Raw genomic sequence first — 25,754 nt, forward strand, 5'->3', positions numbered from 1 at the left:
GCGTCGCGAGCGCGTCGGCACACGGAACGCAGGTCGGCCTCTGGTCACCGTGTCCCTCAGCGGACCTCCTGCGTGAGGCACTGAACCACGCGTTCTCCGTGAAGGAAGCGGGTCACCACGTCAGGAGACCGGAAGAGGAGGTCGATCTGCGGCTCGGGGCCAAGCGGCCGCCGGGCCGGAGAAGGCGGCGCGGCCGTACCCGGGCCAACACCTCCTGCGCACCGGCCGCTCAGCCATCTGTCTACACGGAGGAGGAAAGCGCCATGGTGCGGATCGGGTACACGATGATGACCGAGCAGGCCGGCCCACGCGAACTCGTCGATCACGTGGTCCGCGCGGAGCGAGCCGGATTCGACTTCTCCGTCACGTCCGACCACTACTTCCCCTGGCTGGACTCCCAGGGACACGCCCCGTACGCGTGGAGCGTGCTCGGGGCGGCCGCGCAGGCCACCGAACGGATCCCGCTGATGACGTACGTGACCTGCCCGACCACCCGCTACCACCCGGCGGTCGTCGCCCAGAAGGCCGCCACTTTGCAACTCCTGTCCCAGGGACGCTTCCGCCTCGGACTCGGCTCCGGTGAGAACCTCAACGAGCATGTAGTCGGCGGCGGATGGCCGGCGGCGCACCTCCGTCTCGACATGCTGGAAGAGGCCGTGGAGATCATCCGGTCCCTCTTCGACGGAGGCAACGTCAACCACCACGGCGTCCACTTCGACGTGGAGAACGCCCGGCTCTTCGACCTGCCGGACACCCCACCGCCCATCGGCGTAGCCGTCTCGGGCGACCACTCGTGCGAGATCGCCGGTCGCCTCGCCGACCTCCTGATCGCCACGGAGCCCGACCCGGAACTGACCTCGGCGTTCGACCGGAACGGCGGAGCCGGCAAACCCAAGGTCGGCCAGCTTCCCGTCTGTTACGACACCGACCGGGCCGCGGCGATCGTCCGTGCCCACGACCAGTTCCGCTGGTTCGGCGGCGGTTGGCCGGTCAACTCCGAACTCCCCGGACCCGATTCGTTCGCGCGTGCCACGCAGTTCGTACGTCCCGAGGACGTGGCCGACTCCATACCGTGCGGCGACGACGTGGAGAGTGTGGTCGAGGCCGTACAGCCCTTCGTCGACGCACAGTTCACCGAAGTCGCGCTGGTCCAGATCGGCGGGGACCACCAGGAGCCCTTCATGGACTGGGCCGAGCGGAAGCTGCTGCCCGCCCTCCGCGACCTGTGAGAACGCGAGGACACGCGATGACTACGAAGCGAGCCGCGATCTTCGATGTCGACGGAACCCTGGTCGACACCAATCACCTGCACGTCGTCACCTGGTGGGAAGCGTTCCGCCAGGCCGGACACCGCGTACCCATGCTCGAGGTGCACCGGGCCGTGGGCCTCAGCAGCGACGACCTCATCGAGTATCTGCTCGGCCAGGATCGCGATCCCGAGGACGACGAACAACTCAAAGACGCCCACCACGCCCTCTACGCCACCTTCTTCGACCGGTTGCCCGCGCTGGAGGATGCCGGCGACCTGCTGCGCACGCTGGCCGGGCGCGGCTGGGCGATCGTCCTGGCGACCTCGGCGGGCGGCGCGGAGCTCTCCGCGCTGCGCCGCGCCATCGACGCCGACGACGTCATCCTCGGAGCGGCCAGCGCGGACGACGTCCGTTCGGGCAAACCCGCCCCCGACCCCGTCGCGCGGGCCAGAGACCTCGCCGGCGTCCCGAACGGACGGGCCGTGTTCGTCGGCGACACCGTATGGGACATGGAGGCCGCCGCACGGGACGGGGTGTCGTCCGTGGCGGTGCTGTCCGGTGGTATCCCGCGGACCGACCTGGAGGCGGCAGGCGCAGACGCGGTCTACCGCGACGTCTCGGACCTCCTCGAGCACCTCGACACCAGCGCCTTCGCCGGCCGGCAATGACATCGGACTGCACGGCACGGGCAAGCAGACTCCTGTGATGCGTCGTTCGGCCGTGCTGCGCTGTTCCGGCCCGCATCCTTGACGAAGAGCACCTGTCACGTCGCGCCACGCCGAGTCACTGCGGGCCCGCAGGCAGCGGATCGGCGGGATCACGGGACGATCCGGAGTCTGCGCTTCACGTGTGCGGGTACTCGGCCGCCATGAATCACGAGAACTGGAACGTCGCTCTCTCGAACGCCGCTTCCGGCACGATCGGTGCCCTGCTCGGCGGCCTCGTCGTCGCGGGAGCCCTGGTGTGGGCGGTCGGACTCGGGATCCGGGCCCGCCGTCGCGAGCCCGGCCCGCCCGAGGCCCAGGAGCACCCCAAGCTTCCGCAGTCGGGGCCCGTGCACGAGACCTCGGAGATCAGGGAACCGAACGAGGTGCCCCGCGCCGCGGACGAGAGCGAACGCCTCACCCCGCATCAACTCGGCGGGGCCGGCAGCAGGCGCAGTGAGCGTCAGGAGCGGCCGCGCTGGGGATCCGGATCGAGCACGCCGTCGGGCGGGGAAGGTGACGGTTGATGCGCCCGGAGTGCTTCGAGCGCCGAGCGACTTCGGTCGCGGAACCCTGTCTGCGCGCATCCGATCCGGGTACTCGGGCGCTCCTTCCCCCAGCGAGGTGATGAACGTGGCATCGATTCCACACAGGTCGGAACTCGCCGGCCTCTCCGCACTGGTCACGGGTGGTTCCAGGGGCCTGGGGCTGCTGCTGTCCGCGCGGCTGGCCCAGCGCGGCTGCCTGGTCACGATGGCGGCCCGCGACGAGGAGGAACTGCGGCGCGGCGCCGACTGGGCCGAGGAAAGGACCGGCAAGAAGTTCTCCACCGCGGTGTGTGACGTCCGTGACCGGCACGCCGTGGAGTCGCTGGTCCGGCGGACGGAGGCCCGGCACGGCGGGCTGGACGTCGTCGTCGCCAACGCCGGTGTCATCCAGGTGGCCCCGGTGGCCTCTCTCGACAGCGGAGCCTTCGAGGACGCCATGGACACCATGTTCGGAGGCACGGTGAACACGGCCATGGCAACGCTCCCCACCCTGCGCGCGAGCGACGCAGGAGGCCGGCTGTGTCTCATCGGCTCGGTGGGCGGGCTGCTCGCCGTCCCGCATCTGCTGCCCTACTCGTGCGCCAAGGCCGCCGTCGGAGCGCTGGGCGAGGGACTGCGGGCCGAGACGGCCGGAGACAGCCTCAGCGTCACGACCGTCCATCCCGGACTGATGCGCACCGGCTCGCATCTTCAAGCCGAGTTCGGCGGACGCTCCTCACGGGAGTTCGCCTGGTTCTCCGCGCTCTCGGGGACACCTGTGGTCTCGATGGATGCCGACCGTGCGGCGGAGCGTATCGTGCGGGCGCTGGAGCGGCGCAGGACCCGTCTGGTACTGACTCCCGCCGCGCGTGCCGCGTCGGTGGCGCACGGCGTGGCGCCGGCCACGGTCACCCGGCTCAGCGGCCTCGCCGCCCGGCTCCTGCCAGCTCCCCCGTCCGCGCAGGGCGACACCGAGGCGCCCGGAGTCGACGTCAAGCAAGGTCACGGCATCGACCGGACCGCGTCCACCTGGACGGAGAAGGTACGCAGGCTGGGCAGCGGCCTCAACGACCGGGCCGCCCGCCGCTACAACCAGCAGATCCCGGGCCCACCGACCAGCGCCTGACCCTGGCCGGGGTCGAACCCCGCCGCAGAAGGAGTTCTCATGCGCGCACTGACCTGGCACGGCAAGCGGGACGTCCGTGTGGAGACCGTTCCGGATCCACGGATGGAGAAGCCCGACGACGTGATCGTACGGATCACATCGAGCGGCATCTGCGGATCCGACCTTCATCTGTACGAACTGTTCGGCCCCTACCTGGACGCCGGGGACATCCTGGGACATGAGCCCATGGGCGTGGTCGAGTATGTGGGGTCCGAGGTGCACGCCCTCAAACCGGGCGACCGCGTCGTGATCCCCTTCAACGTCTCGTGCCGTGACTGCCACATGTGCGACCGCGGTCTGCACTCGCAGTGCGAGACCACACAGGTGCGTGAACACGGCACCGGCGCCTCGCTCTTCGGGTACACCAAGCTCTACGGCCAGGTTCCGGGCGGCCAGGCCGAGCTGCTCCGGGTTCCCTTCGGCAACAGGCTGCCGATCAAGGTCCCGGACGGGCCGCCGGACGACCGCTACGTCTATCTGTCCGACGTCCTGCCGACGGCCTGGCAGGCGGTCGAGTACGCCGGCATACCCGAGGGCGGCACGGTGACCGTCCTCGGTCTCGGCCCGATCGGTGACATGGCGACCCGGATCGCGCAGCACCGCGGCGCCGGGCTGGTCATCGGGGTCGATCCCGTCGCCGACAGGCTCGCCCGCGTCTCGGCGCACGGTGTCACGTGCTTCGACTCCCGGCGAGGGGGCGCCGACCTGACCGAGGCCGTGCGGGAGCTGACCGAGGGGCGAGGCACCGACGCGGTCATCGACGCCGTCGGGATGGAGGCACACGGGGCGCCGTTCGCCAAGGCCGCCCAGTGGGTCACCACCCTGCTGCCGGACAGCGTCGCCCAGCCGCTCATGGAACGGGCCGGTGTCGACCGTCTGACCGCACTGCACGCCGCCATGGAGCTGGTACGGCGCGGGGGCACGGTCTCCGTCTCGGGCGTGTACGGCGGGGCGGCCAGCCCCATGCCACTGCTGACCATGTTCGACAAGCAGATCCAGCTACGGATGGGCCAGGCGAACGTGTGGCGCTGGGTCGAGGACATCCTGCCGCTGCTGACCGACGCCGATCCGCTCGGCGTGGACTCCTTCAAGACCCACGACATGCCACTGGAGGACGCCCCCAAGGCGTACGCGATGTTCCAGGCCAAGGAGGACGCCATGGTCAAGACACTTCTTCACCCCTGACCCCGCAATCCGCGGCTCGCCCCGGACTCCCCTGTTGCTGCCTACCTGACCACATGCGTGACCTGGAGTTGAGTGATGCAGGAACGGCAGTCCCCTGACGAGCACCGGGTGGGTGTGTGCATGGCGTGTGGGAGCAGGCCGGCCATGCCGTCCCGGACCGGGACATCACTGTGTGAACACAAGCGTCCCGGGATGTGTCCAGTATCGGGAACCGCCGGCCTCGGATCGGGCGGAAGTCGTGTCAACGGGCGAGCGATGGGCACCCGGAGGCACCGGACGGACCATCCAGGAGCCGTCACCGCGTCTGAGAGGTGGAGGACATGGGGCACGGCGGAAACGTCATCGACGAGCTGACGACCGACCATCGGGAGGTCGAAGAGATCTTCGGGCGCATCGGCCGGTGCACGCCCGGCGACAAGGACCGGAAGGTCTACGCGGACCAGGTGACGATGGAACTCGTACGTCACTCGGTGGCCGAGGAGGCCTACCTGTACCCGGCCGTGCGCCGGCACGTGCCGAACGGCGACGCGATGGCCGATCGGGAGATCGACGACCACTCCAAGGCCGAGCAGATCATGAAGGACCTGGAGAGTTACGAGGCGGACGACCCGGAGTTCGACCGGCTCCTGGCGACCCTGATGCTCGAAATCCGCGCCCACATGGCCGACGAGGAGCAGAACCTCTTCCCGATGCTGCGCGCGGCGTGCCCTCCGGAGGCACTGGACGATCTCGGCGACAAGGTGCGCCAGGCCAAGAAGGTGGCGCCCACCCGCCCGCACCCGTCGGCGCCCGACACCCCGCCCGCCAACAAGCTGCTCGCGCCGGGTGTGGGCATGGTCGACCGGCTGCGCGACGCACTGAGCGGCCGGGGCAAGCTCGGCTGAGAGCACTTCCCCAAAAGCCCGGCGCCACACACCCGTGACGCCTGGCGATGCGGCCGTCCGCTCAACACGAAGCGGTCGCGCGGGCGGTCGGGCTGCAGTGAGCTGTCCCCCGGGCAACGGGGCGCCCACCCCGGGCACTCCTTCTCCCGGCCGTCAGGCGACGAGTGCCCGCCCCTGGCCCAGGCGGCCGACGAGCTCCTCGTGATGGAGCGCGGCCACCGGTGCGAGCAGGTCGGGGTGGCGCAGGAGGGCCGCGGCTCGCCTGTCGCCGTCATCCGGCGACGTCAGACGCCCGAATTTCACGGGCGCGACCTTGACGTGCTCCCCGTCGGCGAGCGCGGCAACGGCCAAATCGGCGAGCCGGGCGTCGACGAGGAGGGACGCGGCCCAGCTCACGACGGCCTCGTCCACCCACGTACGCCAGGCGTCGTCGTCCGCCGTGCTGTCGTCCGGGCCGGCCACGTCCGAGCCGACGACGATGTCGAGCTTTCCGGCGCCTCCCGGGCCCGCCATCACGACCAGCGCGGCGTCCATCGGCGTCGGATACCGCAGCCATGCCGCGACGGTCACGGCCTGACGGGCCTGGGCCTCGCAGAGCGCGGACGCGAGCGGGCCGCCGCAGGCCGGGTAGGCCCGCGTCAGCCATTGCGTGGCGGCCGCGATGAGCGGAGAGAGATCTGCGAGCACTGCCGGCCCTCCGGGAGCTGCCGAAAAGACGAGTCACCTTCGCCGAACGGTAGCTCCATCCGACGGCGGCACGATGTGGCCCAGCCCTCGGCGACGAGGTGGGATCGGACACAGTCCGGTCATCCGGGAGCCACCCCTGTTGCGGCACGCACAACTGACCGGGCAGGGGGTCTACGAGCCGCTCGGCAAGCATCCGCAAAGCCCGGAACCGGTGACAACGAGGAATGACCGGCGTTACGAGACGACTGGTGTGGGAACCCCTGCCTCATGACGAATTCTGATGAAGACGACAAGACTGGAACGTCCCATGCGCGCGGCTCCCAACCGAGCACGCGCCCAGGTTCCGAGAAGGCTCAGAGGATCACCAGTCCGACGCCCCACGTCGCCAAGACGACCGGCCCGCCGGAACCGGGCGACGTGGCCGACGATGACGACGCCCCGGAGCCGCCCGATGCGTCTCGCGGTTGAACTCCACGTGAGCCGAAGCACGACGGACCGCGTGCGCTGAGGGAGGGGCGGCGGCAAGCGCGGTCGGCGGTCGCCGCCGTGCTCTCACCGTTGCGACGATCCGCACTGTCCGCGCCGTCTACGCGCACCCACAGGCCGCGCCCTGCTCCATACGGCACCTGGCGTGTCAGGGCAGGCTGCCCGTCCCGCACACTTGGCGGGCCACCTCGCGCAGTTTGACGTTCTTCTCCTGCGAGTATCGGCGCAACACGTCGAAGGCCTCGTGTTCGGTGAGGTGGTGACGGCCCATGAGGATGCCCATGGCTTCGCCGATGGTGTGGCGTGTGGCCAGCGCCTGCTCCATCTGGTCCTGGTTGCGCGCACTGGACAGGGCCACCGCGGCGTGCGATGCCAGCAGCCATCCGACGGTCTCGCTGTCCTCGGTGAAGGCGTTCGGACGGTAGGAGTAGAGGTTCAGGGCTCCTAGTTCCTCGTCCTCCGTGTAGAGGAGGAAGCCCATCATGCTGCCCAGCCCCAGCTCACGCGCCGGGGGGACGTATGCGGGCCAGCGCTGATGCGTGGCGAAATCCGCGATACGAAAGACCCTCTCGCTCTCCCGGGCGGCATCGAAGCACGGGCCTTCCTGGACACGTTCCTGCAGTTGGTCACTGTCGACGACCACTTGCGCGGTGGGGGCAAACGTCTCGACGCGCCGCCCGCGCAGAATCAGCACTCCGGCGGCGTCGCAGCCGTCCACCAGTTCTGTGGCCGACTCGGTGATCCGCTCCAGCGTCGCGTCGACCGACGGCTGTGCCAGAAGATCACGGGCCATCGTCGCCATCTGCCGCGCGAACCCACGCCAGTCCATACCGTCTCCTCTCCAAGCCGCTGCTCTGCCGGCACCCGGGCGAACACTTACCGGTTCTGAGGGAAGGACCGCCGGAAAGCAGAAGGAATCGACCGAACCGGCAACAGCGCCCGGCGGTGATCGGCCGCCGTGGGGAGCTCTCGAGCGCATGAGGTCGGCGGGCCGAACCCGAAGAACGATCAGAGCGTGATGAGGGAGTCGTCCTGCGGGCGCGCGCCAGGCAGCTGGTGGCGGGCGGCGATGAGGGCCGTGTCGATGTCACGGGTGCCTGTCGACACGCACAGTGTGTAGGCCAGGTCGTCCATACGCCGACGCATCTCGGGGCTGCCCTTTTCAGCATGCAGGATCTGCAGCGTCTCGTACTGCTCGATCAAGCGCGCCAACACCGCGGGGTGTGCCATGAGCATCGCAAGTCTCCCTGATCTTCCTTGTCACCAAGTCCCCTGCACCGGTGCCCCCGGTTCCGCCTGCCATTCCCGCGTGTTTCCTGGAAAGCGGTATGGATCGAGAAGCGCGGCGAAAGCCTCACCGATGCCACCACGGCACTCCCCGGCCCGGCACGCCGACGGAGGGATCACCCGGGCGGTCCAGCCTCCCGCCTCTGAAGGACTGCCGACGATGACGAACCCCGTTTGCGGTGCCGTCCGAAGGGCCACACGGTGAGACAGAGGACCGCGGCCCCGCCGTGTCGCGGCGCGGAGTGCTTCCCGAGAGGCGGCGACGATGAAGTTCAAGTACAACGCCAAGGCGAAACAGATCAGGGGCAAGGTGAAGGAGTCCCTCGGAAAGGCGATGGGCGACCGAGCGGTCCAGAGGTCGGGGCGACGTGAACAACTGCGCGGCAAGGCCCAGGAGATGACGGAGACGGCCACGGCGCACGTGCGCCGGTGGGCCAAGCACTGATCATGACCATTCAGCACCCCGCCGACCGTGGTGGCGATGAACGCGGCAGGTTCGAGCGCTTCGCCGAGACCGGCTCCAGGTTCACGAGTTCGCCGTTGTTCTTCGCGTTCTGTGTCGTGCTGGTGTCGCTCACCGTCGCCGCGCATGTCGCCGGTCTCGCCAGTGAGTGGCTCCTGCTCGCCGGTGACACGATGACCGCGGTGACTCTGCTGCTTCTCGCCCTGCTGAAGAACTCCGAACTGCGGTCCGAGCGTGCGATCCAGCGCAAACTGGACGCCATCGCGGCGGCGCTGCTGGAACTGCAGGAGCACGCGCCCGGCGAGGCGCACGAGGATCTCAAGCGGGTGATCCGTATGGAGGACGAGACGTGAGCCCGAGGGGCCGGCAGCTCTGGCCCCAGGCCGCCTTCCGTCCTCCTCCTCACCAGCGCCGTCACACGAGGCGACGGCGCTCGGGCGGTCTGCGCGACCATCTACGCGTCGGCTTTCCCACGCTCGATGCAGCCTCGGCGGCCCGCGCTCCTGGCCACCCCGCACCACCGGCCAGAAGGGGGACGCCACGCGTCCTGACTCGCGCGAAGCGCAAAGTCACCAGGCCGAAGCCAACAGGCAGCAAGGTATTCTCCGCCGCGGACGGACTCTCTCCGGGCTCTTTCTGAGATCTCTGCAGGAAACCGCAAAAGAAACGGAAACGGGGGCGACAACCATCAGAGTTGCCGCCCCCAGACCTCACGCTACCGACGTGTCAGAATCCCTGCGGCCCGGCGTAGTAGCCCCCCACCTGGCGGTGGTAGTCATCGTCGCCGAGGTGCTTGTCCTTGTCGAACTCAGGAGCGTTCTTGATTTGCTCCTTCGTCCGGCCGACATAGATCTTCTGCTCGTCCGCGTCGATGCGGGTGACGGTGCCGGCCGGCAGGAGTACTTCCTTGCCGAAGATCCACGGTCCGGTGTCGACCACGATGTAGGAAGAACCGACCTCGTCGGAGTGCTTGTCGACCTTGCCGATGGAGCCGTCGGTGGCCTCGACCTTGTAACCCGTAAGGTCGACGCCCTGCAGACGGCCGGTGGTCTCGCGGTAACCCCACACATCCTCAGACATGAAAATCCCTTCACATTTCGACGATGGCGCCGGCTTTCAACTTGCATTGCAGGCCGGCGTTTTCTCGACCTTCAAAAGTGCGAGTGCCCAGAGGTCCGAGTCCCACACCCACGGCGGACACCATCCCTCGACAAGGCCGAATATGGACGCCCCTATCGCTGTTGACCGGCGCCGCATCGCGTCACGGGTCACACGACCCGCAACGCTCAGCCCCTACTCCTGGCAGCGCATATCTTTGCGCCGTAAATGCCTGAATGCCGATGCCGATGCAATGGAGATTCAACCGTTCGGAGTGTTCTACGGAGCATGAATTGACCGCGACCTGGCCATTGCCCTCCGCACGGAACCCGGCTCAACCGGCAAGTGCCTTACGCAGCCGTGGTTTCGACGCTCGGGCCCACACAGTCGGCACGTTCCGTTCGCACGTGTCCGCCTCGGCTTGCTCCTGGCCGTACAACAGGCCCCAGGCGAAACTGGGTTCGTGCGCCGCATGGGCCTCCAGCGCAAGGTTCCGCAGGGCCTGCCGTGCGACGACGCTGTCCTGATGGTCTCCCAGAACCTTCTGTACGCCCTTGACGCGCCGGCCGAGCCGCTTCGCGGGCTTCCCCAGCGAGGCACGCGCCGGTTCGGTCGCGTACCGCGTCTTCTTGGCCGCCTTGCGCGCCTGGTGGAGAGCCTCATCTCGTTCTGTTCCAGGGCTCAGTTCCAGTGCGTGTGCCACCCGGTCGGCCAGCCGCTCGTACTCCTTGAGGATGGCCTTGACCATCACCTTCTCCGGACCGCGCTCAGCCTTCCGGGCCAGCGGGGGCTGCTCCGCCGGCGCGGTCAAGGAGTTCAACAGCTCCAGGTAGCGGGGTGAGCGCAGGGCGTCCAGGGTCCGCCGACGGGCGTCGGTGGTACGGGTGACGTTCCACTCCTGCAACCGGGCGTCGACGCGCCCGGGGAGCAGTTCGTACCGTCCCCGCTGAATCGAGCAAGTGCCGGACCCTTCGGGTGGACCGGATGCGGACGACCGGCCTCAGTTCCGCCTCGCGGACACGGGAGACAACGAGGTCACGCAGAGTGTTCGGAACCGCCTTGGACGGCGGAGCCGACACCTCCTCCCGGTCGGCCCCGGACATCGGCAGCTCGAGGCGCCAACCCGCATCCGCGCCCCCGGTCCTTCGCCGCAGCGTCGCCGACGTACCGACCAGGCGCAGGTCGTCCGTGTCGTAGTACACAGCGTCCAGCTTCTCGGTACCGCGCTCCGCGACCGACGCGATGCCCTCCACGTCCAAGAGCGCGGCCAGCCACGACGCGTCGTGGGCTGCGGGGGTCTCGTACGTACGCTCTGCCTCTCGCTTCCATCGGGTCATAGCAGACGCGTAGACGCCACGGCCCAGCTCAAACATCCGTCCATCCACCGATCTCGGCAGTGGCCCCACAGAAGGCCGACCGGAGATCCATGACAGTGAGAAGAGTCGATAAACCATGGCAAAGCGGGTACTCGCGTGTTCCGCGCGCCGCCTGACCCGAACGTCGACACGGCGGGTGCACCGTTTCGAGCGAAGGAGGCCGCCATGCCGCAGGGGTCCAGTCCCAAGCGTGAGCGTCAGTACGAGCACATCAAGGAAAGCGTCGAGGACAGGGGCGAAAGCGAGAAGAGGGCGAAGGAGATCGCGGCGCGTACCGTGAACAAGGAGCGTGCCAGGGCCGGCGAGTCGAAGACCGCCAGCAAGTCCTCCACCCAGGACATGTCGTCCTCCAAGCGTGGCGGTCAACGCTCTCACAGCGGCTCCCAGGGGCCCACGTACGACCAGCTGTACGCGGAGGCCAAGCGCCGCAACCTCCACGGCCGCTCGTCCATGGACAAGGCGGAACTCAAGCAGAAGCTCGGCCACTGACCGACGACGGTGCTCAGCCATGCAACGAACGCACCAAGCACGCCCCGTGACGGCGGCCCTCCTGGATCCACTGGACACCCGCCACGGATTCGGTCCGCTGTGGCGGCTGCCCGGTGTGTATCCCCCGCAGGAGGACACCCTTCTGCTCGCGCGAACCGTGCGAGCAGAGGTCACCCCGGGGATGGACGTCCTGGACATCGGCACCGGCAGTGGGGCACTGGCACTGTGCGCGGCGGGAAGCGGCGCCCAGGTCACGGCGGTGGACGTCTCCTGGCGGGCAGCACTCACCACGCGAGTGAACGCGCGGCACCTGCGTCTACCGGTCGAAGTGCGGCGGGGAACCGCTCCGCAAGCCGTACGCGGCCGGCGCTTCGACCTCGTGATCAGCAATCCGCCCTACGTTCCCGCACCGCGTGCCTGCCTGCCACGCCACGGCGCGGCCCGCTCCTGGGACGCGGGGCGGAACGGAAGAGCGGTCATCGACCAGATCTGCGCTGCGGCCCCCGTTCTCCTGAAAGCCCACGGTGCCCTGCTGATGGTCCACTCCGCCCTGTCCGGAGTCGATGCCACCTTGGCGGGTCTGGCGGAGACGGGGCTGTGGGGCGAGGTCGTGGAACGGGCGCGCATCCCCTACGGTCCGGTCGTGCGTTCCCGTCTGTCCTGGCTGATCCGGCAAGGCTTGGTGCGCGCCGGACAGCAGAGTGAGGAACTGGTCGTCATCAGGGCAGAGCAACGGAGCCCTTCGGCAGGATCCCTCACAGCCGCCCGGGAAGGAGAGTCGTCACCATGACCAGGACACGCAGCTCTCCCGCGCTCTCCGCACACCGAACGGCGCCCTTGCCCGGGGCGCGAGGTGAGCTGTCCGCGGGGGTGATCGCCGCGCTGCGCCAACATCGGGACGGCCTGTTGCCCGACCGATCCGCAGCGGCGCGGGCGGACCCCTACGGCGATGACCTCCACCTGGCTCTCTACGTGCTCTACGAACTGCACTACCAAGGATTCGAGGACGTTCCGGAGGACCTCGAATGGGACCCCGAGCTCCTGAGGCTGCGCAGCGCCATGGAACAGCCCTTCCTGGCCGCACTGCACGCGGACACCGCCGCCGGCCGCACCGTCGAGGAGGTCTTCGGTGAACTGCTCGTCGAGCCGGTCGATCACACGGGCACGGTCTCCGGCCACCTCGAACACCATGGCGAGCTGTGGCAGATGCGGGAGTACGCTGCCGTGCGCTCGCTGTACCACCTCAAGGAAGCGGATCCTCACCTCTGGGTCATCCCGCGCCTGCGGGGCAGGGCCAAAGCGGCCATGACGGCGATCGAGTACGACGAATTCGGTGGCGGGCGTCCCGAGCGGATGCACTCACGGCTCTTCGCCGATCTCATGGCGGATCTGGACCTGGACACCACATACAACCGCTACCTCGAGACGGCCCCGGCCCAGGCCCTGACCACGGTCAACCTCATGTCGCTGTTCGGCCTGCACCGCGCTCTGCGCGGAGCGCTGGTAGGTCACTTCGGCTGCGTCGAGGTGACCTCCTCGCCGGGCTCGCGCCGCCTGGCCGCTGCCATGCGCCGACTGAACGCCGGTACAGCCGCCGAGCACTTCTACACCGAACACGTCGAGGCGGACGCGGTCCACGAGCAACTCGTCCGCCGCGAGGTCATATCGGGCCTGCTGAAGGACGAGCCATACCTCGAAGACGATGTCGCCTTCGGAGCGGATGCCACCACCCTGCTCGAGGAACGACTCGCTCACACCCTTCTCGCCGCTTGGCAGCGCGGCACATCAGCGCTGACGACTCCGCTCGCCGCGGAGGCGTCCCAAGCACGGGAAACGATCCGAGCACAGGAGGCCCGTGTTGACGCGTAGGCAGAGAACTGCCCTGTCCTTGCGACCTATTTCCTCCGAGCCGATGAGAGCAGGTGAGCCCCCGTGGACCGCATCCCGCCCGGTACGTCCCGTGTGGCACCCGCGCGGCGCGTGAGAACGAATCGCTCCGGAGGGCCGATGCTCATCGACGGGCCGGTGGAGGTCGTCCTCGACGACGGCTCGACCGCCACCTCCGAGCGCATGGTCGTAGCCGTGTGCACCTGCGGACGCAGCCGCAACTACCCCTGGTGCGACACCAGTCACCGCTCCCGCGTGACGAATGCGCGGGGCTCCCGAGAGGCCGCACCGTCGACGAGCCGCGGGTCGGAGAAGAGCCGGGACCGCTGAGGGGCAGATCGGCAGGCGACCCGGTCGCCCGCTCCGGACCGGGCGCAATAGAGCGCGGATCGAGATGTGTCAGGTAGCCGTGTGGTCCCGATGGCCGCCGGTGCGGCGCTTCTCCTTCAGTTCGGCCTCGAACAGGTGGTCGGCGCCGTCGGCCAGCTCACCTCGGATCTCATCCTCGACGCTCTTGAACGGCTCGTAGTAGGTCACGTTGTACGCCTCGATGATCTGGAACGTCCAGTGCCCGGGGATGACGTTGCGCCCCAGGATCTCCCGCTCGACACGGTCGGCGGATGCAGTGTGACCGGCATCGCGGAGCAGCTTCACCGCACGGTCCAATTCGAAGTCGGCGCTCCCCGTCAGCTGATGGAAGTCATAAAGGTGACCGCGAGCCCGTTCGGTCGTCTCCAACGCCTTCGACAACGCCCCCAGGGCTTCCACGGTGGCGTCCGTGACACCAGCGGGGCGCTGGTGCGTTTCATCGAGCCGTTCGTCGTGATCACTCATAGGTCTATGAGTGTCCTGATCGGCAAGGTCCGCACCCGCCTGCGTCCGATCGAGCGAAGGCCGTCGCGGTGACGCAGTCCGGTGTCGCCGCGGCGGGCACCCACTCCCGACGTTCCGGGCCGGTTGCTCCCGGAATCGAGAATCCCAGAGTGCGGGCGAGGGGAGATTGACGACCGGAGACGGGGACACACGGACCGGGTGCTCACATTCCTTCTGGTCACCCTGCACGGCTTGCTGACGGTGGGCGCCGTTGTCGCCTCGGTCCTGGTCTCGCCCTGGTACTGGCTCGGGGCTGTCCCGTTGCTCCTGGTCATGGTGGTGGCTGTCCACGACATCGCTCAACGGCGGCATTCGATCCTGCGGAACTACCCGCTGCTCGGACATCTGCGCTTCGCTCTTGAGTCGCTGCGACCCGAGCTCCAGCAGTATTTCATCGAGCGCAACTTCGACGGCCGCCCCTTCGACCGTGACACCCGCAGCATCGTCTACGAACGGGCCAAGGGCACGGCTGCGGAGGAGCCGTTCGGCACCGAACTCGATCTCTACCGGACAGGCAGCGAATATCTCACCCCATCCATGTCTCCCCGCGCTGTCCCCGCCGAACCGCCCCGGGTTCGGATAGGCGGGCCCGACTGCACACGGCCCTACGACATGGCCCTGCTCAATGTCTCCGCGATGAGTTTCGGTTCACTGTCGGCGAATGCCGTACTCGCCCTCAACACCGGTGCCCGCCTCGGTGGCTTCGCCCAGGACACCGGTGAGGGCGGTCTCTCCGACTACCACCTGCGGCCCGGCGGGGATCTCGTGTGGGAGATCGGCACCGGCTACTTCGGCTGCCGTACCGAAGACGGAGGCTTCGACGAACAGATTTTCGCCGAGAAGGCGGCGCACGAGCACGTCAAGTGCGTGTCACTGAAGATCAGCCAGGGTGCCAAGCCCGGCATCGGCGGAGTGCTGCCAGGTGTCAAGGTGAACGCGGAGATCGCGCAGGTCCGCGGCGTGACGCAAGGACAGACCGTCGTCTCACCACCCTTCCACCGTGTCTACACCAGCCCGCGCGAACTGGTGCGCTTCCTCGCCCGGATGCGGGAACTGGCCGGCGGAAAGCCCGTCGGGTTCAAGCTGTGCGTCGGCTCGCGGCGCGAGTTCCTCGCCGTGTGCAAGGCCATGCTGGCGGAAGACACCACGCCGGACTTCATCGTCGTCGATGGAGCGGAGGGCGGCACGGGTGCGGCACCTCTGGAGTTTGCCGACCATGTCGGGCTGCCCCTCGGCGAAGGGCTGATGACCGTGCACAACGCCCTGATCGGCGCGGGCCTGCGCGACCGGATCCGCATCGGCGCCAGCGGCAAGATCGCAACCGGCAGCGACCTGGTCAAACGCCTGCTCCAAGGTGCCGACTACACCAATGCCGCCCGCGCCATGATGTTCGCGATCGGATGCATTCAGGCGCAGCGCTGCCACACCAACACCTGCCCCGTAGGCGTGGCCACACAGGACGAACGCCGGGGCCGGGCGGTCGACGTCGGTGACAAGTCCCAGCGCGTCGACCGCTACCAGCGGGCGACGGTGAAGAGCGCTCTGCAGATCATGGCCGCGATGGGCGTCGACGATCCACGCGGCCTTCACCCCCACATGCTGCTCCAGCGGGTGGACCCGCACACGGTCCGCTCCTACGCCGAACTCCATGAATGGCTCGAGCCCGGACAACTGCTCGCATCAGCCCCCACGAGCTGGGCAACCGACTGGCAGGCAGCCGACCCGGATCGCTTCACCCGCTGATCCGGGCTTCGCACCGAGAGACCCGTCCGATCGAAAGGTATTCCTGTGACACGTACTGTCGCCCACGTCATCGTCGACGCGCTCAAGGAGCTGGGCGTCAGACACGTCTTCGGAGTCGTCGGAGATGCCTTGAATCCCCTGACCGAAGCCATCCGCACCACGGACGACGTCAACTGGGTCGGCTGCCGGCACGAGGAGGCAGCGGCATTCGCGGCGGGCGCCCAGTCCCAGCTCTCCGGAAAGCTCGGGGTGTGCATGGGAACCGTGGGACCGGGCTCCGTCCACCTCCTCAACGGCCTCTACGACGCGGCCAAGAGCCGGACACCGGTGCTCGCGATCTGTGGTCAGGTCCCCCTCGCAGAGATCGGCAGCGACTACTTCCAGGAAGTCGACAACGACCTGCTGTTCCGTGATGTGGCGGTCTTCCGTGCCACCGTCACCTCTGCCGACCAGATGCCGCGCATGCTCGAATCCGCCGTACGCGCCGCCGTCAGCCAGGGCGGCGTGGCCGTCCTGACCGTGCCCGGTGACCTGGGCGACCAAGAGCTGAGCGACGACCGTCCCGCGCGCTTCGCGCTCGACCGCGCCGTCACCCGGCCCGACGACCCCGCGCTCGTCAAGGCCGCCGAACTTCTGAACGACGCTTCTCGCATCACCCTGCTCGTCGGCCGCGGGGCGCGGGAGGCCCGCACCGAAGTGCTGCGCACCGCCGAGCTTCTCGCCGCACCGATGGTGCTCACCCTCAAGGCCAAGGAAGGCTTCGAGGAGGACAACACCTTCCAGGTCGGCCAGACCGGCCTCATCGGCAACCCCGCAGCTTCCCACGCCCTCGACACCGGTGACGTGCTCCTCATGCTGGGCACCGACTTCCCCTACCGCGACTGGTACCCGAAGGACTGCCGCGTGGTACAGATCGACGCCCGCGAGGAACACCTGGGTCGCCGGATTCCCCTCGACGCGGGCCTCACCGGCGACGTCGGAGCCACCCTGCGCGCTCTGCTTCCGCTGTTGAAGGCGGCGCCCGACCGTACGCACCTGGACGACTGCCGTGATCGCTTCGCCCGCTGGCAGGAAGGGCAGCAACGGCTGGCCGATCCCGGCCACGAACACCACTGGACCGGAAAACTGCGGGCGGTGCTGGACAACCGCGACCACGAGATCCGCCCCGAAGCGCTGGCGGCCGCGGTGAACACGTACGCGGACCGCGACGCCGTCTTCACGTCGGACACGGGCATGGCCACCGTGTGGCTCTCCCGCTTCGTGACCATGAGCGGCACCCGGCGCCTGATCGGCTCCTACAACCTCGGCTCCATGGCCAACGCCATGCCGCAGGCGCTCGGGGCGCAACTCTGGGCACCGGACCGCCAGATCATCGCCTTCTGCGGCGACGGCGGGCTCAGCATGCTGCTGGGCGACCTCATGACGATCAAGACGTACAACCTGCCGGTGAAACTGGTCGTCTTCGACAACCGCCGCCTCGGCATGGTCAAGCTGGAGCAGGAGCAAGCGGGGCTGCCCGAGTTCGGCACGCAACTCGACAACCCCGACTTCGCCGCGGTCGCTACAGCCCTTGGACTGACGGGAATTCGTGTCACCGACCCCGCAGAACTGCACGAGAGCGTACGCCGGGCGTTCGGCACGCCGGGACCGGTCGTGCTGGACGTGCTGACCAATCCCGAGGAAATCGCCGTGCCGGGAAAACCGACCGTGACGCAGGGATGGGGCTTCGCCATCGCCAAGGTCAAGGAGGTGCTCTCCAGCCGCGAGAGCTGAAGGGGGCTGCCGGCCTCGGGTCGATGCTGCGGGCCACCAAGGAGAGGGCTGGCCTGGTCGCTGTCTCCGAGTCCTACGAGCCCTACGAGCCCTCATGGACGAACGCGGATGATGGTCTTCCCGTTACGTCGTTCGGTCGGGTTGAGGGCGGCGACGGCATGGTCGAGCGTCGCGACGTCACCGATGTTCGTACGCAGCCGTCCGTCCCGCACCCGCTGCACGATCTCAACCAGCTCAGCTCGATCGGCCTCGACAACGAAGTCCACGGCCAGGCCCTCAGCGGGTCGCGCCTCGGCCGGGCCGACGATGGACACCAGTGTTCCTCCAGCCTTGATCAGGGCGGCGGACCGCTTCTGAACGTCGCCGCCGATGACATCGAAGACGAGATCGACGTCGCCGACGTCTTCCAGCGCGTCCTTCGCAAGGTCGACGAACTCGTGCGCGCCGAAGTCGAGTGCCTTCTCACGGTCGGCGGCGCGTCCGGTGCCGATGACGTAAGCGCCGGCCTCACGTGCAAGCTGGGTCACCATCGTCCCGACTGCCCCGGCCGCGCCGTGGGCGAGGACCGTCTGGCCAGACTGAAGACGGCCGTGCTGGAACAACCCCTGCCACGCGGTCAGACCTGAGATCGGCAGGGACGCGCCTACCGTGAAGTCGACATCGCCGGGCAGCGGAGCGAGGTTGCGTGCTTCGATCGCCACGTACTCCGCCAGGGTGCCGTCACGGTGCCAGTCGGCGAGGCCGAACACCCGCTGCCCGACCGACAGCCCCGTCGTGCCGTATCCGAGGGCGGTGACCACTCCGGCCAGTTCGTGGCCGGGGATCGACGGCGTCTTGTCACGGCCGGCCCGGTCGGTCCAGGTCGATGGCCACTCCATCTCGGTCGGGACGAAGCCCGACGCATGGATCTGAACGATGACGTCGTTGATCGACGCGATCGGCTCAGGCCGCTCCGTCAGCGTCATCCCGGCCGTTCCCGCGGCCTGGTCGCTCACCACGATCGCTTTCATGGGAATTGCCTCCTCGGCTGTTTGTCGCTTGGGTGGAAAGGTTGCGGGCGGGAAGGCCGGTTCGGCGTCCCATCGGACGCCGCCGACGGCTCTGGAAAGCGCTGGCCAGACCGCTATTCACCCGCTGCCATGCCTCCGACTCTAGGAGCAGAGTGGCTCAGGAGTGTGGGCCATTCTTGTGGCGAAATCTTGAGCCACTTCGGAGTTCGACCGTAACGCCGCACGGACCGCGGTGCCTCGCCTGATCACCCTCGGGCAGCCCACCTCGGTAAGCATGACGAAGAAGGCCGCGATGGGGCCCACACGCAGCGGCGCAGGGTCGCACTGTCGGAGGGCTCGAGCACATTTTGGAGGGCTTCGGCCGCGGACGTGGCCGACGGAGGCTGGAGCTGAAGACACGCATGAAGCCGGGTGGTCAGGTCACGCAAGTCCTCGCGTACAAGAAGGAGACGCCGTCAGCGCAGGTCGACCCCCCTCATTGGTCAAGATCAGCATTGTTCGTCGGGGTTCCACTTACGGACACAAGAGGCGGCCGCTGCAGAACGGCCTGATCCACTGGCATCGAGGCGGCCCTTTGAAGCGATCAGCTGAGCGCGACTCACAGGGTGGGAGCGTAGGGCGGAATAGTCCAGCGCAGTACCGCGCTGCCGGCGCGGGCTTCGAGGGTGGCGGGGTAGACCTGTCCGTAGGCTCGCTCTCCGCGGTGGCGCATGGAGTGGTCCCCGGGATCCCAGCCGAGACCGAGCACTGGGCAGCCGCCGACGTCGACGACACCCGCCAGCAGGGGGTGGCTCCATCCGGCTCGGTTGAATCGGTGGAAGTCGGTGTGGGCGTCGACGGAGACCATCAGGCCATGGCCTGGCCCTTCTCGGGTCCAGGTCCGGAGCCGTTCGGCGACCGCTTCGGCCTCGGCCAGGGGGAGGTCGAGCCATCCATGAGGCCCGTGTCCGCTGGGGTGCTGTGGGATGCGGTCACCGCCGAACTGCGTATGGACAGTGTCTTCGTACTTGCCCCAGTAGGTGACGTCCGCCAGGCCGTCGGTGGACTGTCCGTCCAGGCCGGTGAAGCCGTCCAGGGCCTGAGCGTCGCCGAGGACCATGCCACATCGATCCACCGGCAGATCGCCGAGCTGCACGGGTTCGCCGTCATCAAGACCGGGCCACGGCAGGCCGAGGTCGACCTCCAGGACGGCGATCGTCGGTTCCCCGTCGAAGGGTGAGGCCGATGTCCGGGCTCGAATCCGCAGGGGCCGGTCCGCGGCGGCTGCTACTGCGATCGCCTCACACATCCAAGCGGACGGCTCGCTGTCCTCGGGGCCATACAGGTGGCCGCCGCCGGTTGCTATTACTGTCCGAGCCCGATCAGACAGCGGCCGACCCACCTGCGTCCAGTAGTCGATCCAGCCCGCCATCCCCAGCACGAGCATTCCGGAGGGCGCGGTGACGGTCCCAAGATCGACATCGGTCTCAGCCATCTGCCGATTGAACAGGCACGGAACCGAAAAGATCAAGGTCCCGTCGCGTCCCAGGTTGGCGTGGAGTCGTCCTGCGGGGTGCACTGCTGCGGCACGAGCGGGCCGAGGACCAGGTGACGGTCCATGTCCAGCTCGAACCCTTCCGTTGGGCTTCACGTGGGTCCAGAAGGGCGGGGACCGCGCCCGCCGGTCGGCGTCCGTGAGTTTGTCAGCCCAGTTCGCCTCCGCCGGCACCTCCTGCAGCAACAGGGTGTTGACGTGCCCCAAGGCGGCCTGCAACAGGTGCACACCCAGCACTGATTCTGCGTACAGCAGCGACGTACAGCAACCAACCGCGACCGGCAGTACCTCGGAGGAACCTCGCGGTGACCCCTCTGGCCGGCGGTGCCCGGTCTCTATAGAGCTACGAATCAGAAGACTGCGGGTCTGAATCCCACCTGGTGCACACAGACCGGAGTCCCTGGAGAGATCCGGGGCTTCTGACGTTTCAGAAGTAAGAGGCTCCTGGCCGAAATCGCCGCGCTGACCGCTCTGTAGGGTGCGGCACAGACTGGGGCGGGGTAGCGATTGGAGGAGCCGTGAGCAGCATGAAGGCTCATCAGCATATGGATGTGCGACCGTGGCACGTCTTCGTGTTCGGCTCGGCGCTGGGGATGGCCGCGCTCTACGAACGGGTGCAGGGCTATCGCTCGGGCCGCCAATACGTGCTGTGCCACCAGTCACCAGTTCTGAACCACATCACGCTCATCGCTCTCTCACTGATCGCAGGAGTCTTCCTGACGGCCGTGGTCGGCGCGGGGACAGCGATCGTGATGAGCAGGCCTTCGCGCCCTCCATTCCTCATCGCTTGCATGTTGGCCGCCCTGGCCCTAGTGGTGGCAGCCGACAGGGTGGATGCCGGCGGCGAGCAGCGGGCATCCAAGACGGCGGCCGAGCCCTTCAAGGAGAACACCTGCGACTACACGCCGCAGGTCTACTCGGCCACTCCCGGTTGGTTCTCTTGGTGAGAGACCGCGGGCGGTGACGAGCGGGACGGGTCTGCACTGGACGCCTTGGATCACCTGCACGGATTGGCACGTGGCGACCGCTGCGCCTCACCATGAGTTCGACAGGCAGCTCGACACCACCGAGCACACCTCAGGACTCCGATCAGCCTGACGGACGGCTGGCCCCGTCTCGTGCCCGCCGTCTCATTTCCCTTCTCATTCAGCCCCGTTCAGGGCCGCTCAGGAAGGACCGAACTCCGGAATCGTCTCGGCGCCCAACCGCCCATAAACGCACGTGGACACCACTGGCCACGGCCCGCCACCGCACCAACACAGTTGGAACGCGTGCATCTGCTCCCGCAGCAGATGCGTGCTGAGCGCGGCCAGCGCTGGCAGGTCTCTCCTTGGCCATCGACGAAGCCCGACCGTCGGTTAGGTCCGGGTTGTACCCGGACCGCCCCAGACAACGTCGGGGATGCAGCTGCTCTGTAGAGCTGGACACCTCGGAAGCTGGCCGCGCGTCAGCGACCCTAGCGATGAGCACTGACAACACGCCGCGCGAGCACGACCGCCGCTGCGGCCCGCACCACAAGCGCACCGGATCGAACGGGGAACAGCTGGGAACCACGGTGAATGCGGCTGAGCTGAACTAGAAGGCACCCCAGGTGTTCACCCAGGTCGGCGCTCGAACCAGCCTCAGCTTCCAGCTGAGGGTCCGTGCAACCATCAGGCCAGATGCTCGCCGGCAATCCGGGCCGCCAGCTCACGTGCCTCGTGGATGCGAGGGTGGGCCGGATGCAGAAACCTCTCGCAGTCGGTCAACGCCCGTCGCGCTGCAGACTCTGCCTCGCCGCGGCGACCCAAACCGTGTAGGGCTGTGGCTATGGCCATGTCCAGGACCCCGCTTTGCTCCCGAACCCAAATTGGCCTATGTCGACGCGCCTCCGTCAAGGCTTCCTCGTGTCGGCCCTGCCCGGTCAGGCTCCGCACCAGCTGACACTGCAAAGCGGCAGCTGTGCCTCCGACCGCACGTGGCAGATTCCCCCGCGCAATGGCCTCGGCCTCCGCGTAGCGGCCCTGCCCGCACATCGCATCTGCCAGGTCGTCCAAAGTGGACAGTTCGAGTCTCCACACCTCAGTGAGATGCGCTATGCGGGTCACGGCTCGCAGAATGGCATTCGCCTCGGCCTCAGCCTCCGCATAGCGCCTCTGGCGAATGAGGACCACCACACGGTTCCCCCGAACCGCCAGCAGGAGTCCCGGATCGACGCCCACTGCCGACTCCAACTCCCCGATCAACGCCTCCAGCTCGGTCAGCGCCTCCGCTCCACGCCCGTGAGCCACGGCCGCCGTCGTGGCCAAAGCCCTGGCATGCCACACCGTTAGGGGGTTGAGTCTGCGAAAGCGTCGTGGCTCGGCCGCCAGTGCTCTCGCTCCGGCTTCGGCCTGCTCGTAGTCCCCTGCCTTGACCAGGTCCCCGAGGCGGTTGAGGGCCACTGCATCCGAGCGAGACATACGGCCGTAGGCCCACCAGGGCCGCGCGAGGAACTCCACGAGGCGCGAGATTACGTGAAGTTGGGCGGCCTTCGTCAGCAGGGTGCGCCTGGCAGACCACTCGGCCGTGCCACTCGCCTACCAGATGCGGAGGTCGGCCCCACCCAACATCTCTCCCAAGGCGGTGGCTGTTCGGCCGCTAGTCCTGGACAGGAAGATCAGGATGGCTGGCCAGAAAGATCATGTAGGTCATCGCCGCTGCTGCCCCCAGGAGGGACAACCCGGCCCCCACCACAGCTCGCATCCTGTTCGCTCGTCCCGACTTTGATGCGTGGTACTCCACACAGGCCCGCACGAGGCCGACGAGTGCCATGGGCAGCGAGACGAAGCTGACCAGTATCCAGAACGGACAGCAGAACCAGCACGCCAAGGAGGCCCCGCCGAACCAGACCGCGAGCTCTGCTTTCTCGCGTGTCTCGTCCGGAGTGCCGACAGAAATCATGGACTGATCAAAGCAGAACCTTTCTGCCGCACTGCAGCGAGGTACGGCAACCGTCGCGACCGGAGCCAACCGCCAGCAGTCGCGCGCGACCGTCTGGCCGGCCGATCAGACCTCAGCGACCGTCGTGCCCATAGTTCGCATCGAGAGATGCACACGACGGCCTTCGATCATTGTCCATACCTGCCGTGACCTGCGATGATTCAGCCCGGATCATGATCACGGGAGAGTCCAGCATGCAATCTTCGAGACGAGGCAGTCCCAACAGTGCGTCCCACCGGAGCTCGAAGCGACCGCGGATCTCGTTGCTGGTCGCGCTAGGGATTACTGCCATCTCCGTTGCAGGGTGCAGCAGTTCCGACAATGCGGGACTACCGGTGCGGTTGGTCAACGAGTCAGCCTGGGATGCCCGCATAGTCGGTTGTCCACCGTGTGCAGAGCACGGCACTCCGCTCGGCGGGAATCCCCACCGAGCGCCGGGCGGCGGCGGTGAATACCTCGGCTGGACCGAGAAACGTGCGTGGCCTGTGACCTACAAGGTGGTTGTCCGAGGCGTGAAGTCGGTTTGCCCATTCATCGACCCCGCTCCCGGCAAGGCGGAGGGCGCAGTGGGCACCCGTGACGTCATCTACATCGTGGACGAAAGCGGGAAATGCGTCGCAGGGCCGACAAGCTGGGACGACTTCTGACATCAGCGGCTGACACCAACCAGTCCGAACCACAACGGCCAGCGCCGCACCTCAGTGAACGATCACTCAAGAGCCAAGGGCCCTTGGCCGACTTCGCCACACCCCTGCGATCGACCTGACAAGGAAGGTCACCAACGCGCTCAACCAGTCCAACAAGATGTGGTGGCTGACAAGGCATCTGGGTACGGACGAGATGGTGCCTGTGCCCGGCTGGGCGGGAAACACTGGGCAGGGCTCCAGCGAGCCTCAGCTTGAGGGCACACTCGGGGCTGTCTCCGGGCCGCGAAGTCAGCCGAGGCTGACCCGCGATGACAGAAGCCCACAGCATCTGAACTGGTCCTAGCTGTGGGCTACTTCGGTGTCGCTGGTCAGCTAAGCCGGCGATCAGTGCACCGGCCAGTGAGATCGCGCGGAAAGCTCAGGCGTCCATCTGCTCGTCGGCGGCTTGGCGACGGCCTCCGTACGAGGTGACCAGTGCGTCGGCGACAGCCATCGCGTCCGCGTCGGCTACGTCCGCCGGATACTCCGGCAGGAGGTCGTCCCAGACGGGCATCCATGACCCGAACAGCTGGGCCTGGCCCTCGGGTCGAGCGAAGAACCAGATGTGCAGGTGCGCAGCTCCGTCCCCGATCCGGTAGACGTGGGCTCGGGAGACGTGCGGCAGTGCCTGCACGTGCCGGACGATGTGCGTGGTGAGCACCCCGAGTTCGGCGGCCATTTCATCGGGCAGATCCGCGATGTCGTAGTGGTCCCGGGAGAACAGCATCAGTACCAAAGGCACGCCGACGCCCGTGATCCGCGCCAGTCGCCAGCGCTCGTTGAACCAGATGCCTTCGTCTCGGGCGCGGCAAGGGTCGCAGTTCTCAGGATCCTCGCCGTGCCGTTCCGGTTCGGGCAGGGCGGGCGGACGCAGCGGCGCGACGCGAAGCCCTTCAGGTTCGAACGGGCTTATCTCCCAGCTGGTCATCCGCGCCAACGGCAGCCGAAACTCGCCGTCCGCGGCCGAGCGTGCGTGGTCGTAGAACTCATCAGGTCGCAAGGCCATGATCGGAGACTAACGTGGCCCAGGGGTGACTTGAACGTGCCGGTCGCGTGCCAGATCGTGCGGGGAGCTGCGGGGGAACAGGAATCTCAACTCCGCGGACAGCACATGTCTGCGCCGCTGTAGCGCAGGTCGGCTCCACTGCTGCCGCTACATCACCTGAGCTTCCCGAGCTGGGGGTCTTCACGGCACCATGGGTCCGCTGACCGTAGGGGGCGTTGTGGGGAACAAGGAGACGGAGCAGGCCGCGATCGCGCACGTGATGGCCTTGGAGCGAGCCGCGGGACGCGATCCCAAGGACGTTCGCACCTCGGGGCTGCCGTACGACGTCGAGAGTTTGCCTCGCATTATCGAAGTGAAGGCCTTCAGCCGCTCGGCGCGCAGTGAAGCGCTGCCGTTGGAACACCGGCAGGTGGAGGCGGCCAGGGCGAACCCCGAGCACTACTACGTCTATGTGATCGACAACCTTGCCGGCCCCGAGGGGGCGGAGGTCGGCGTGCGCATCCTGCACGGGAAGGTGTTGCGGGCGATGATCGACCGATCCCAGCCCCAGATCACCTTCTGGCCCACCTTCCGGGCAGCGGAGTACGACCAAGCGGAGCAGCTGCTGTAAGCGCTGCCGTACGGCAATGAAGTACGGCAGTGAAGTACGGCAGCGAAAGCTGCGATCTCCACGATCCGTA

The 25,754-nt window shown here is 67.7% G+C and carries 28 protein-coding genes; 16 read left to right on the top strand and 12 right to left on the bottom strand.

From position 1 onward, the window contains the following. Positions 1 to 263: 263 nt before the first annotated feature. From ACFYYF_RS00475 to ACFYYF_RS00500, 6 genes are all read left to right on the top strand, one after another. The gene (locus tag ACFYYF_RS00475; RefSeq protein ID WP_388769741.1) at positions 264 to 1,229 is read left to right on the top strand and encodes an LLM class F420-dependent oxidoreductase; all 966 of its coding nucleotides are present in this window, start codon (positions 264 to 266) and stop codon (positions 1,227 to 1,229) included. 17 nt (positions 1,230 to 1,246) lie between these two features. Then, positions 1,247 to 1,918 carry an HAD family hydrolase gene (locus ACFYYF_RS00480; RefSeq protein ID WP_388769743.1) on the top strand — a complete coding sequence of 224 codons (672 nt, stop codon included), beginning with the start codon at positions 1,247 to 1,249 and terminating at the stop codon, positions 1,916 to 1,918. Between the two features lie 200 nt (positions 1,919 to 2,118). Further along, the gene (locus ACFYYF_RS00485) at positions 2,119 to 2,481 is read left to right on the top strand and encodes a DUF6479 family protein (RefSeq protein ID WP_388769745.1); all 363 of its coding nucleotides are present in this window, start codon (positions 2,119 to 2,121) and stop codon (positions 2,479 to 2,481) included. A 100-nt stretch (positions 2,482 to 2,581) separates the two neighbouring features. Continuing rightward, positions 2,582 to 3,607, top strand: a complete 1,026-nt coding sequence (locus tag ACFYYF_RS00490) for an SDR family NAD(P)-dependent oxidoreductase (RefSeq protein ID WP_388769747.1) — start codon at positions 2,582 to 2,584, stop codon at positions 3,605 to 3,607. 39 nt (positions 3,608 to 3,646) lie between these two features. Beyond that, on the top strand, positions 3,647 to 4,831 hold the full coding sequence (locus tag ACFYYF_RS00495) for an alcohol dehydrogenase catalytic domain-containing protein (RefSeq protein ID WP_388769749.1): 1,185 nt from the start codon (positions 3,647 to 3,649) through the stop codon (positions 4,829 to 4,831). Positions 4,832 to 5,151: 320 nt separating this feature from the next. Continuing rightward, positions 5,152 to 5,715 carry a hemerythrin domain-containing protein gene (locus tag ACFYYF_RS00500; protein WP_388769751.1) on the top strand — a complete coding sequence of 188 codons (564 nt, stop codon included), beginning with the start codon at positions 5,152 to 5,154 and terminating at the stop codon, positions 5,713 to 5,715. A gap of 153 nt (positions 5,716 to 5,868) precedes the next feature. Here ACFYYF_RS00500 and ACFYYF_RS00505 read toward each other — a convergent pair whose 3' ends face one another. From ACFYYF_RS00505 to ACFYYF_RS00515, 3 genes are all read right to left on the bottom strand, one after another. Further along, on the bottom strand, positions 5,869 to 6,402 hold the full coding sequence (locus ACFYYF_RS00505; protein WP_388769753.1) for a hypothetical protein: 534 nt from the start codon (positions 6,400 to 6,402) through the stop codon (positions 5,869 to 5,871). Between the two features lie 634 nt (positions 6,403 to 7,036). Beyond that, the gene (locus tag ACFYYF_RS00510) at positions 7,037 to 7,717 is read right to left on the bottom strand and encodes a GAF and ANTAR domain-containing protein (RefSeq protein ID WP_388769754.1); all 681 of its coding nucleotides are present in this window, start codon (positions 7,715 to 7,717) and stop codon (positions 7,037 to 7,039) included. A gap of 179 nt (positions 7,718 to 7,896) precedes the next feature. Then, entirely contained in the window at positions 7,897 to 8,124 is a 228-nt protein-coding gene (locus ACFYYF_RS00515) for a DUF5133 domain-containing protein (RefSeq protein WP_388769756.1), read from the bottom strand. Positions 8,125 to 8,440: 316 nt separating this feature from the next. Between ACFYYF_RS00515 and ACFYYF_RS00520 the strand changes: the two genes are divergently transcribed. Both ACFYYF_RS00520 and ACFYYF_RS00525 read left to right on the top strand, forming a co-directional pair. Continuing rightward, positions 8,441 to 8,620, top strand: coding sequence for a CsbD family protein (locus ACFYYF_RS00520; RefSeq protein WP_388769758.1), 180 nt, complete (start codon positions 8,441 to 8,443; stop codon positions 8,618 to 8,620). Positions 8,621 to 8,622: 2 nt separating this feature from the next. After that, positions 8,623 to 8,991 (top strand): low affinity iron permease family protein, encoded by a 369-nt coding sequence (locus ACFYYF_RS00525; protein WP_388769760.1) that lies wholly within the window; start codon positions 8,623 to 8,625, stop codon positions 8,989 to 8,991. A gap of 373 nt (positions 8,992 to 9,364) precedes the next feature. Here ACFYYF_RS00525 and ACFYYF_RS00530 read toward each other — a convergent pair whose 3' ends face one another. The 3 genes from ACFYYF_RS00530 to ACFYYF_RS00540 form a co-directional block, all read right to left on the bottom strand. Next, positions 9,365 to 9,718, bottom strand: a complete 354-nt coding sequence (locus tag ACFYYF_RS00530) for a PRC-barrel domain containing protein (RefSeq protein ID WP_365491126.1) — start codon at positions 9,716 to 9,718, stop codon at positions 9,365 to 9,367. 352 nt (positions 9,719 to 10,070) lie between these two features. Next, positions 10,071 to 10,592: a CHAD domain-containing protein gene (locus tag ACFYYF_RS00535; protein ID WP_388771494.1), complete on the bottom strand. Its 522-nt coding sequence runs from the start codon at positions 10,590 to 10,592 to the stop codon at positions 10,071 to 10,073. Continuing rightward, entirely contained in the window at positions 10,504 to 11,190 is a 687-nt protein-coding gene (locus ACFYYF_RS00540; protein WP_388769762.1) for a CYTH domain-containing protein, read from the bottom strand. The genes ACFYYF_RS00535 and ACFYYF_RS00540 overlap by 89 nt, the downstream gene beginning before the upstream one ends. 87 nt (positions 11,191 to 11,277) lie before the next feature. On the opposite strand from ACFYYF_RS00540, the gene ACFYYF_RS00545 reads away from it, so the two are divergent. The 4 genes from ACFYYF_RS00545 (at position 11,278) to ACFYYF_RS00560 (ending at position 13,818) form a co-directional block, all read left to right on the top strand. Next, complete coding sequence (locus ACFYYF_RS00545) at positions 11,278 to 11,601, top strand: plasmid stabilization protein (protein ID WP_365491129.1); 324 nt, start codon at positions 11,278 to 11,280, stop codon at positions 11,599 to 11,601. Positions 11,602 to 11,620: 19 nt separating this feature from the next. Beyond that, the gene (locus ACFYYF_RS00550; RefSeq protein ID WP_388769764.1) at positions 11,621 to 12,391 is read left to right on the top strand and encodes a HemK2/MTQ2 family protein methyltransferase; all 771 of its coding nucleotides are present in this window, start codon (positions 11,621 to 11,623) and stop codon (positions 12,389 to 12,391) included. Continuing rightward, positions 12,388 to 13,470 (top strand): iron-containing redox enzyme family protein, encoded by a 1,083-nt coding sequence (locus tag ACFYYF_RS00555; RefSeq protein WP_388769766.1) that lies wholly within the window; start codon positions 12,388 to 12,390, stop codon positions 13,468 to 13,470. The genes ACFYYF_RS00550 and ACFYYF_RS00555 overlap by 4 nt, the downstream gene beginning before the upstream one ends. Before the next feature lie 138 nt (positions 13,471 to 13,608). Beyond that, positions 13,609 to 13,818, top strand: coding sequence for a CDGSH iron-sulfur domain-containing protein (locus ACFYYF_RS00560; protein WP_388769768.1), 210 nt, complete (start codon positions 13,609 to 13,611; stop codon positions 13,816 to 13,818). Between the two features lie 69 nt (positions 13,819 to 13,887). Here the strand turns inward: ACFYYF_RS00560 and ACFYYF_RS00565 are convergent, their stop codons facing one another. Further along, positions 13,888 to 14,322 (bottom strand): hypothetical protein, encoded by a 435-nt coding sequence (locus tag ACFYYF_RS00565; RefSeq protein ID WP_388769770.1) that lies wholly within the window; start codon positions 14,320 to 14,322, stop codon positions 13,888 to 13,890. Between the two features lie 312 nt (positions 14,323 to 14,634). Here ACFYYF_RS00565 and ACFYYF_RS00570 point away from each other — a divergent pair, with 312 nt between their 5' ends. Together ACFYYF_RS00570 and ACFYYF_RS00575 are read left to right on the top strand one after the other, a co-directional pair. Further along, positions 14,635 to 16,104 carry an FMN-binding glutamate synthase family protein gene (locus tag ACFYYF_RS00570; protein WP_388771496.1) on the top strand — a complete coding sequence of 490 codons (1,470 nt, stop codon included), beginning with the start codon at positions 14,635 to 14,637 and terminating at the stop codon, positions 16,102 to 16,104. A 45-nt stretch (positions 16,105 to 16,149) separates the two neighbouring features. Then, positions 16,150 to 17,877 (top strand): thiamine pyrophosphate-dependent enzyme, encoded by a 1,728-nt coding sequence (locus tag ACFYYF_RS00575; RefSeq protein ID WP_388769771.1) that lies wholly within the window; start codon positions 16,150 to 16,152, stop codon positions 17,875 to 17,877. Positions 17,878 to 17,969: 92 nt separating this feature from the next. On the opposite strand, the gene ACFYYF_RS00580 is transcribed toward ACFYYF_RS00575, so the two are convergent. Both ACFYYF_RS00580 and ACFYYF_RS00585 read right to left on the bottom strand, forming a co-directional pair. Continuing rightward, a complete protein-coding gene (locus tag ACFYYF_RS00580) occupies positions 17,970 to 18,887 on the bottom strand; it encodes an NADP-dependent oxidoreductase (protein WP_388769773.1) in 918 nt (305 codons plus the stop codon). Positions 18,888 to 19,485: 598 nt separating this feature from the next. Then, positions 19,486 to 20,361, bottom strand: a complete 876-nt coding sequence (locus ACFYYF_RS00585; RefSeq protein ID WP_388769775.1) for a hypothetical protein — start codon at positions 20,359 to 20,361, stop codon at positions 19,486 to 19,488. Between the two features lie 578 nt (positions 20,362 to 20,939). Between ACFYYF_RS00585 and ACFYYF_RS00590 the strand changes: the two genes are divergently transcribed. Continuing rightward, the gene (locus ACFYYF_RS00590; protein ID WP_388769776.1) at positions 20,940 to 21,368 is read left to right on the top strand and encodes a hypothetical protein; all 429 of its coding nucleotides are present in this window, start codon (positions 20,940 to 20,942) and stop codon (positions 21,366 to 21,368) included. 705 nt (positions 21,369 to 22,073) lie between these two features. Here ACFYYF_RS00590 and ACFYYF_RS00595 read toward each other — a convergent pair. The 3 genes from ACFYYF_RS00595 to ACFYYF_RS00605 form a co-directional block, all read right to left on the bottom strand. After that, on the bottom strand, positions 22,074 to 22,901 hold the full coding sequence (locus ACFYYF_RS00595) for a tetratricopeptide repeat protein (protein WP_388769778.1): 828 nt from the start codon (positions 22,899 to 22,901) through the stop codon (positions 22,074 to 22,076). 139 nt (positions 22,902 to 23,040) lie between these two features. Continuing rightward, positions 23,041 to 23,343 carry a hypothetical protein gene (locus ACFYYF_RS00600; RefSeq protein ID WP_388769780.1) on the bottom strand — a complete coding sequence of 101 codons (303 nt, stop codon included), beginning with the start codon at positions 23,341 to 23,343 and terminating at the stop codon, positions 23,041 to 23,043. 1,104 nt (positions 23,344 to 24,447) lie between these two features. After that, entirely contained in the window at positions 24,448 to 25,074 is a 627-nt protein-coding gene (locus ACFYYF_RS00605) for a hypothetical protein (protein ID WP_388769782.1), read from the bottom strand. Positions 25,075 to 25,291: 217 nt separating this feature from the next. Here ACFYYF_RS00605 and ACFYYF_RS00610 point away from each other — a divergent pair, with 217 nt between their 5' ends. Then, positions 25,292 to 25,684 carry a DUF3883 domain-containing protein gene (locus ACFYYF_RS00610; RefSeq protein WP_388769784.1) on the top strand — a complete coding sequence of 131 codons (393 nt, stop codon included), beginning with the start codon at positions 25,292 to 25,294 and terminating at the stop codon, positions 25,682 to 25,684. The last annotated feature ends 70 nt before the right edge of the window (positions 25,685 to 25,754 follow it).

It is taken from the genome of Streptomyces sp. NPDC001914 (genome assembly GCF_042891215.1).
Taxonomy (GTDB): domain Bacteria; phylum Actinomycetota; class Actinomycetes; order Streptomycetales; family Streptomycetaceae; genus Streptomyces.

Bases quoted from the DNA above. Each gene is read 5' to 3' on its own strand.
- ACFYYF_RS00475 (WP_388769741.1), top strand. From the start codon at position 264: ATGGTGCGGATCGGGTACACGATGATGACCGAGCAGGCCGGCCCACGC.
- ACFYYF_RS00480 (WP_388769743.1), top strand. From the start codon at position 1,247: ATGACTACGAAGCGAGCCGCGATCTTCGATGTCGACGGAACCCTGGTC.
- ACFYYF_RS00485 (WP_388769745.1), top strand. From the start codon at position 2,119: ATGAATCACGAGAACTGGAACGTCGCTCTCTCGAACGCCGCTTCCGGC.
- ACFYYF_RS00490 (WP_388769747.1), top strand. From the start codon at position 2,582: ATGAACGTGGCATCGATTCCACACAGGTCGGAACTCGCCGGCCTCTCC.
- ACFYYF_RS00495 (WP_388769749.1), top strand. From the start codon at position 3,647: ATGCGCGCACTGACCTGGCACGGCAAGCGGGACGTCCGTGTGGAGACC.
- ACFYYF_RS00500 (WP_388769751.1), top strand. From the start codon at position 5,152: ATGGGGCACGGCGGAAACGTCATCGACGAGCTGACGACCGACCATCGG.
- ACFYYF_RS00510 (WP_388769754.1), bottom strand. From the start codon at position 7,717: ATGGACTGGCGTGGGTTCGCGCGGCAGATGGCGACGATGGCCCGTGAT.
- ACFYYF_RS00515 (WP_388769756.1), bottom strand. From the start codon at position 8,124: ATGCTCATGGCACACCCCGCGGTGTTGGCGCGCTTGATCGAGCAGTAC.
- ACFYYF_RS00520 (WP_388769758.1), top strand. From the start codon at position 8,441: ATGAAGTTCAAGTACAACGCCAAGGCGAAACAGATCAGGGGCAAGGTG.
- ACFYYF_RS00525 (WP_388769760.1), top strand. From the start codon at position 8,623: ATGACCATTCAGCACCCCGCCGACCGTGGTGGCGATGAACGCGGCAGG.
- ACFYYF_RS00530 (WP_365491126.1), bottom strand. From the start codon at position 9,718: ATGTCTGAGGATGTGTGGGGTTACCGCGAGACCACCGGCCGTCTGCAG.
- ACFYYF_RS00540 (WP_388769762.1), bottom strand. From the start codon at position 11,190: ATGGTTTATCGACTCTTCTCACTGTCATGGATCTCCGGTCGGCCTTCT.
- ACFYYF_RS00545 (WP_365491129.1), top strand. From the start codon at position 11,278: ATGCCGCAGGGGTCCAGTCCCAAGCGTGAGCGTCAGTACGAGCACATC.
- ACFYYF_RS00550 (WP_388769764.1), top strand. From the start codon at position 11,621: ATGCAACGAACGCACCAAGCACGCCCCGTGACGGCGGCCCTCCTGGAT.
- ACFYYF_RS00555 (WP_388769766.1), top strand. From the start codon at position 12,388: ATGACCAGGACACGCAGCTCTCCCGCGCTCTCCGCACACCGAACGGCG.
- ACFYYF_RS00560 (WP_388769768.1), top strand. From the start codon at position 13,609: ATGCTCATCGACGGGCCGGTGGAGGTCGTCCTCGACGACGGCTCGACC.
- ACFYYF_RS00565 (WP_388769770.1), bottom strand. From the start codon at position 14,322: ATGAGTGATCACGACGAACGGCTCGATGAAACGCACCAGCGCCCCGCT.
- ACFYYF_RS00570 (WP_388771496.1), top strand. From the start codon at position 14,635: ATGGTGGTGGCTGTCCACGACATCGCTCAACGGCGGCATTCGATCCTG.
- ACFYYF_RS00580 (WP_388769773.1), bottom strand. From the start codon at position 18,887: ATGAAAGCGATCGTGGTGAGCGACCAGGCCGCGGGAACGGCCGGGATG.
- ACFYYF_RS00585 (WP_388769775.1), bottom strand. From the start codon at position 20,361: ATGGCTGAGACCGATGTCGATCTTGGGACCGTCACCGCGCCCTCCGGA.
- ACFYYF_RS00600 (WP_388769780.1), bottom strand. From the start codon at position 23,343: ATGATTTCTGTCGGCACTCCGGACGAGACACGCGAGAAAGCAGAGCTC.
- ACFYYF_RS00605 (WP_388769782.1), bottom strand. From the start codon at position 25,074: ATGGCCTTGCGACCTGATGAGTTCTACGACCACGCACGCTCGGCCGCG.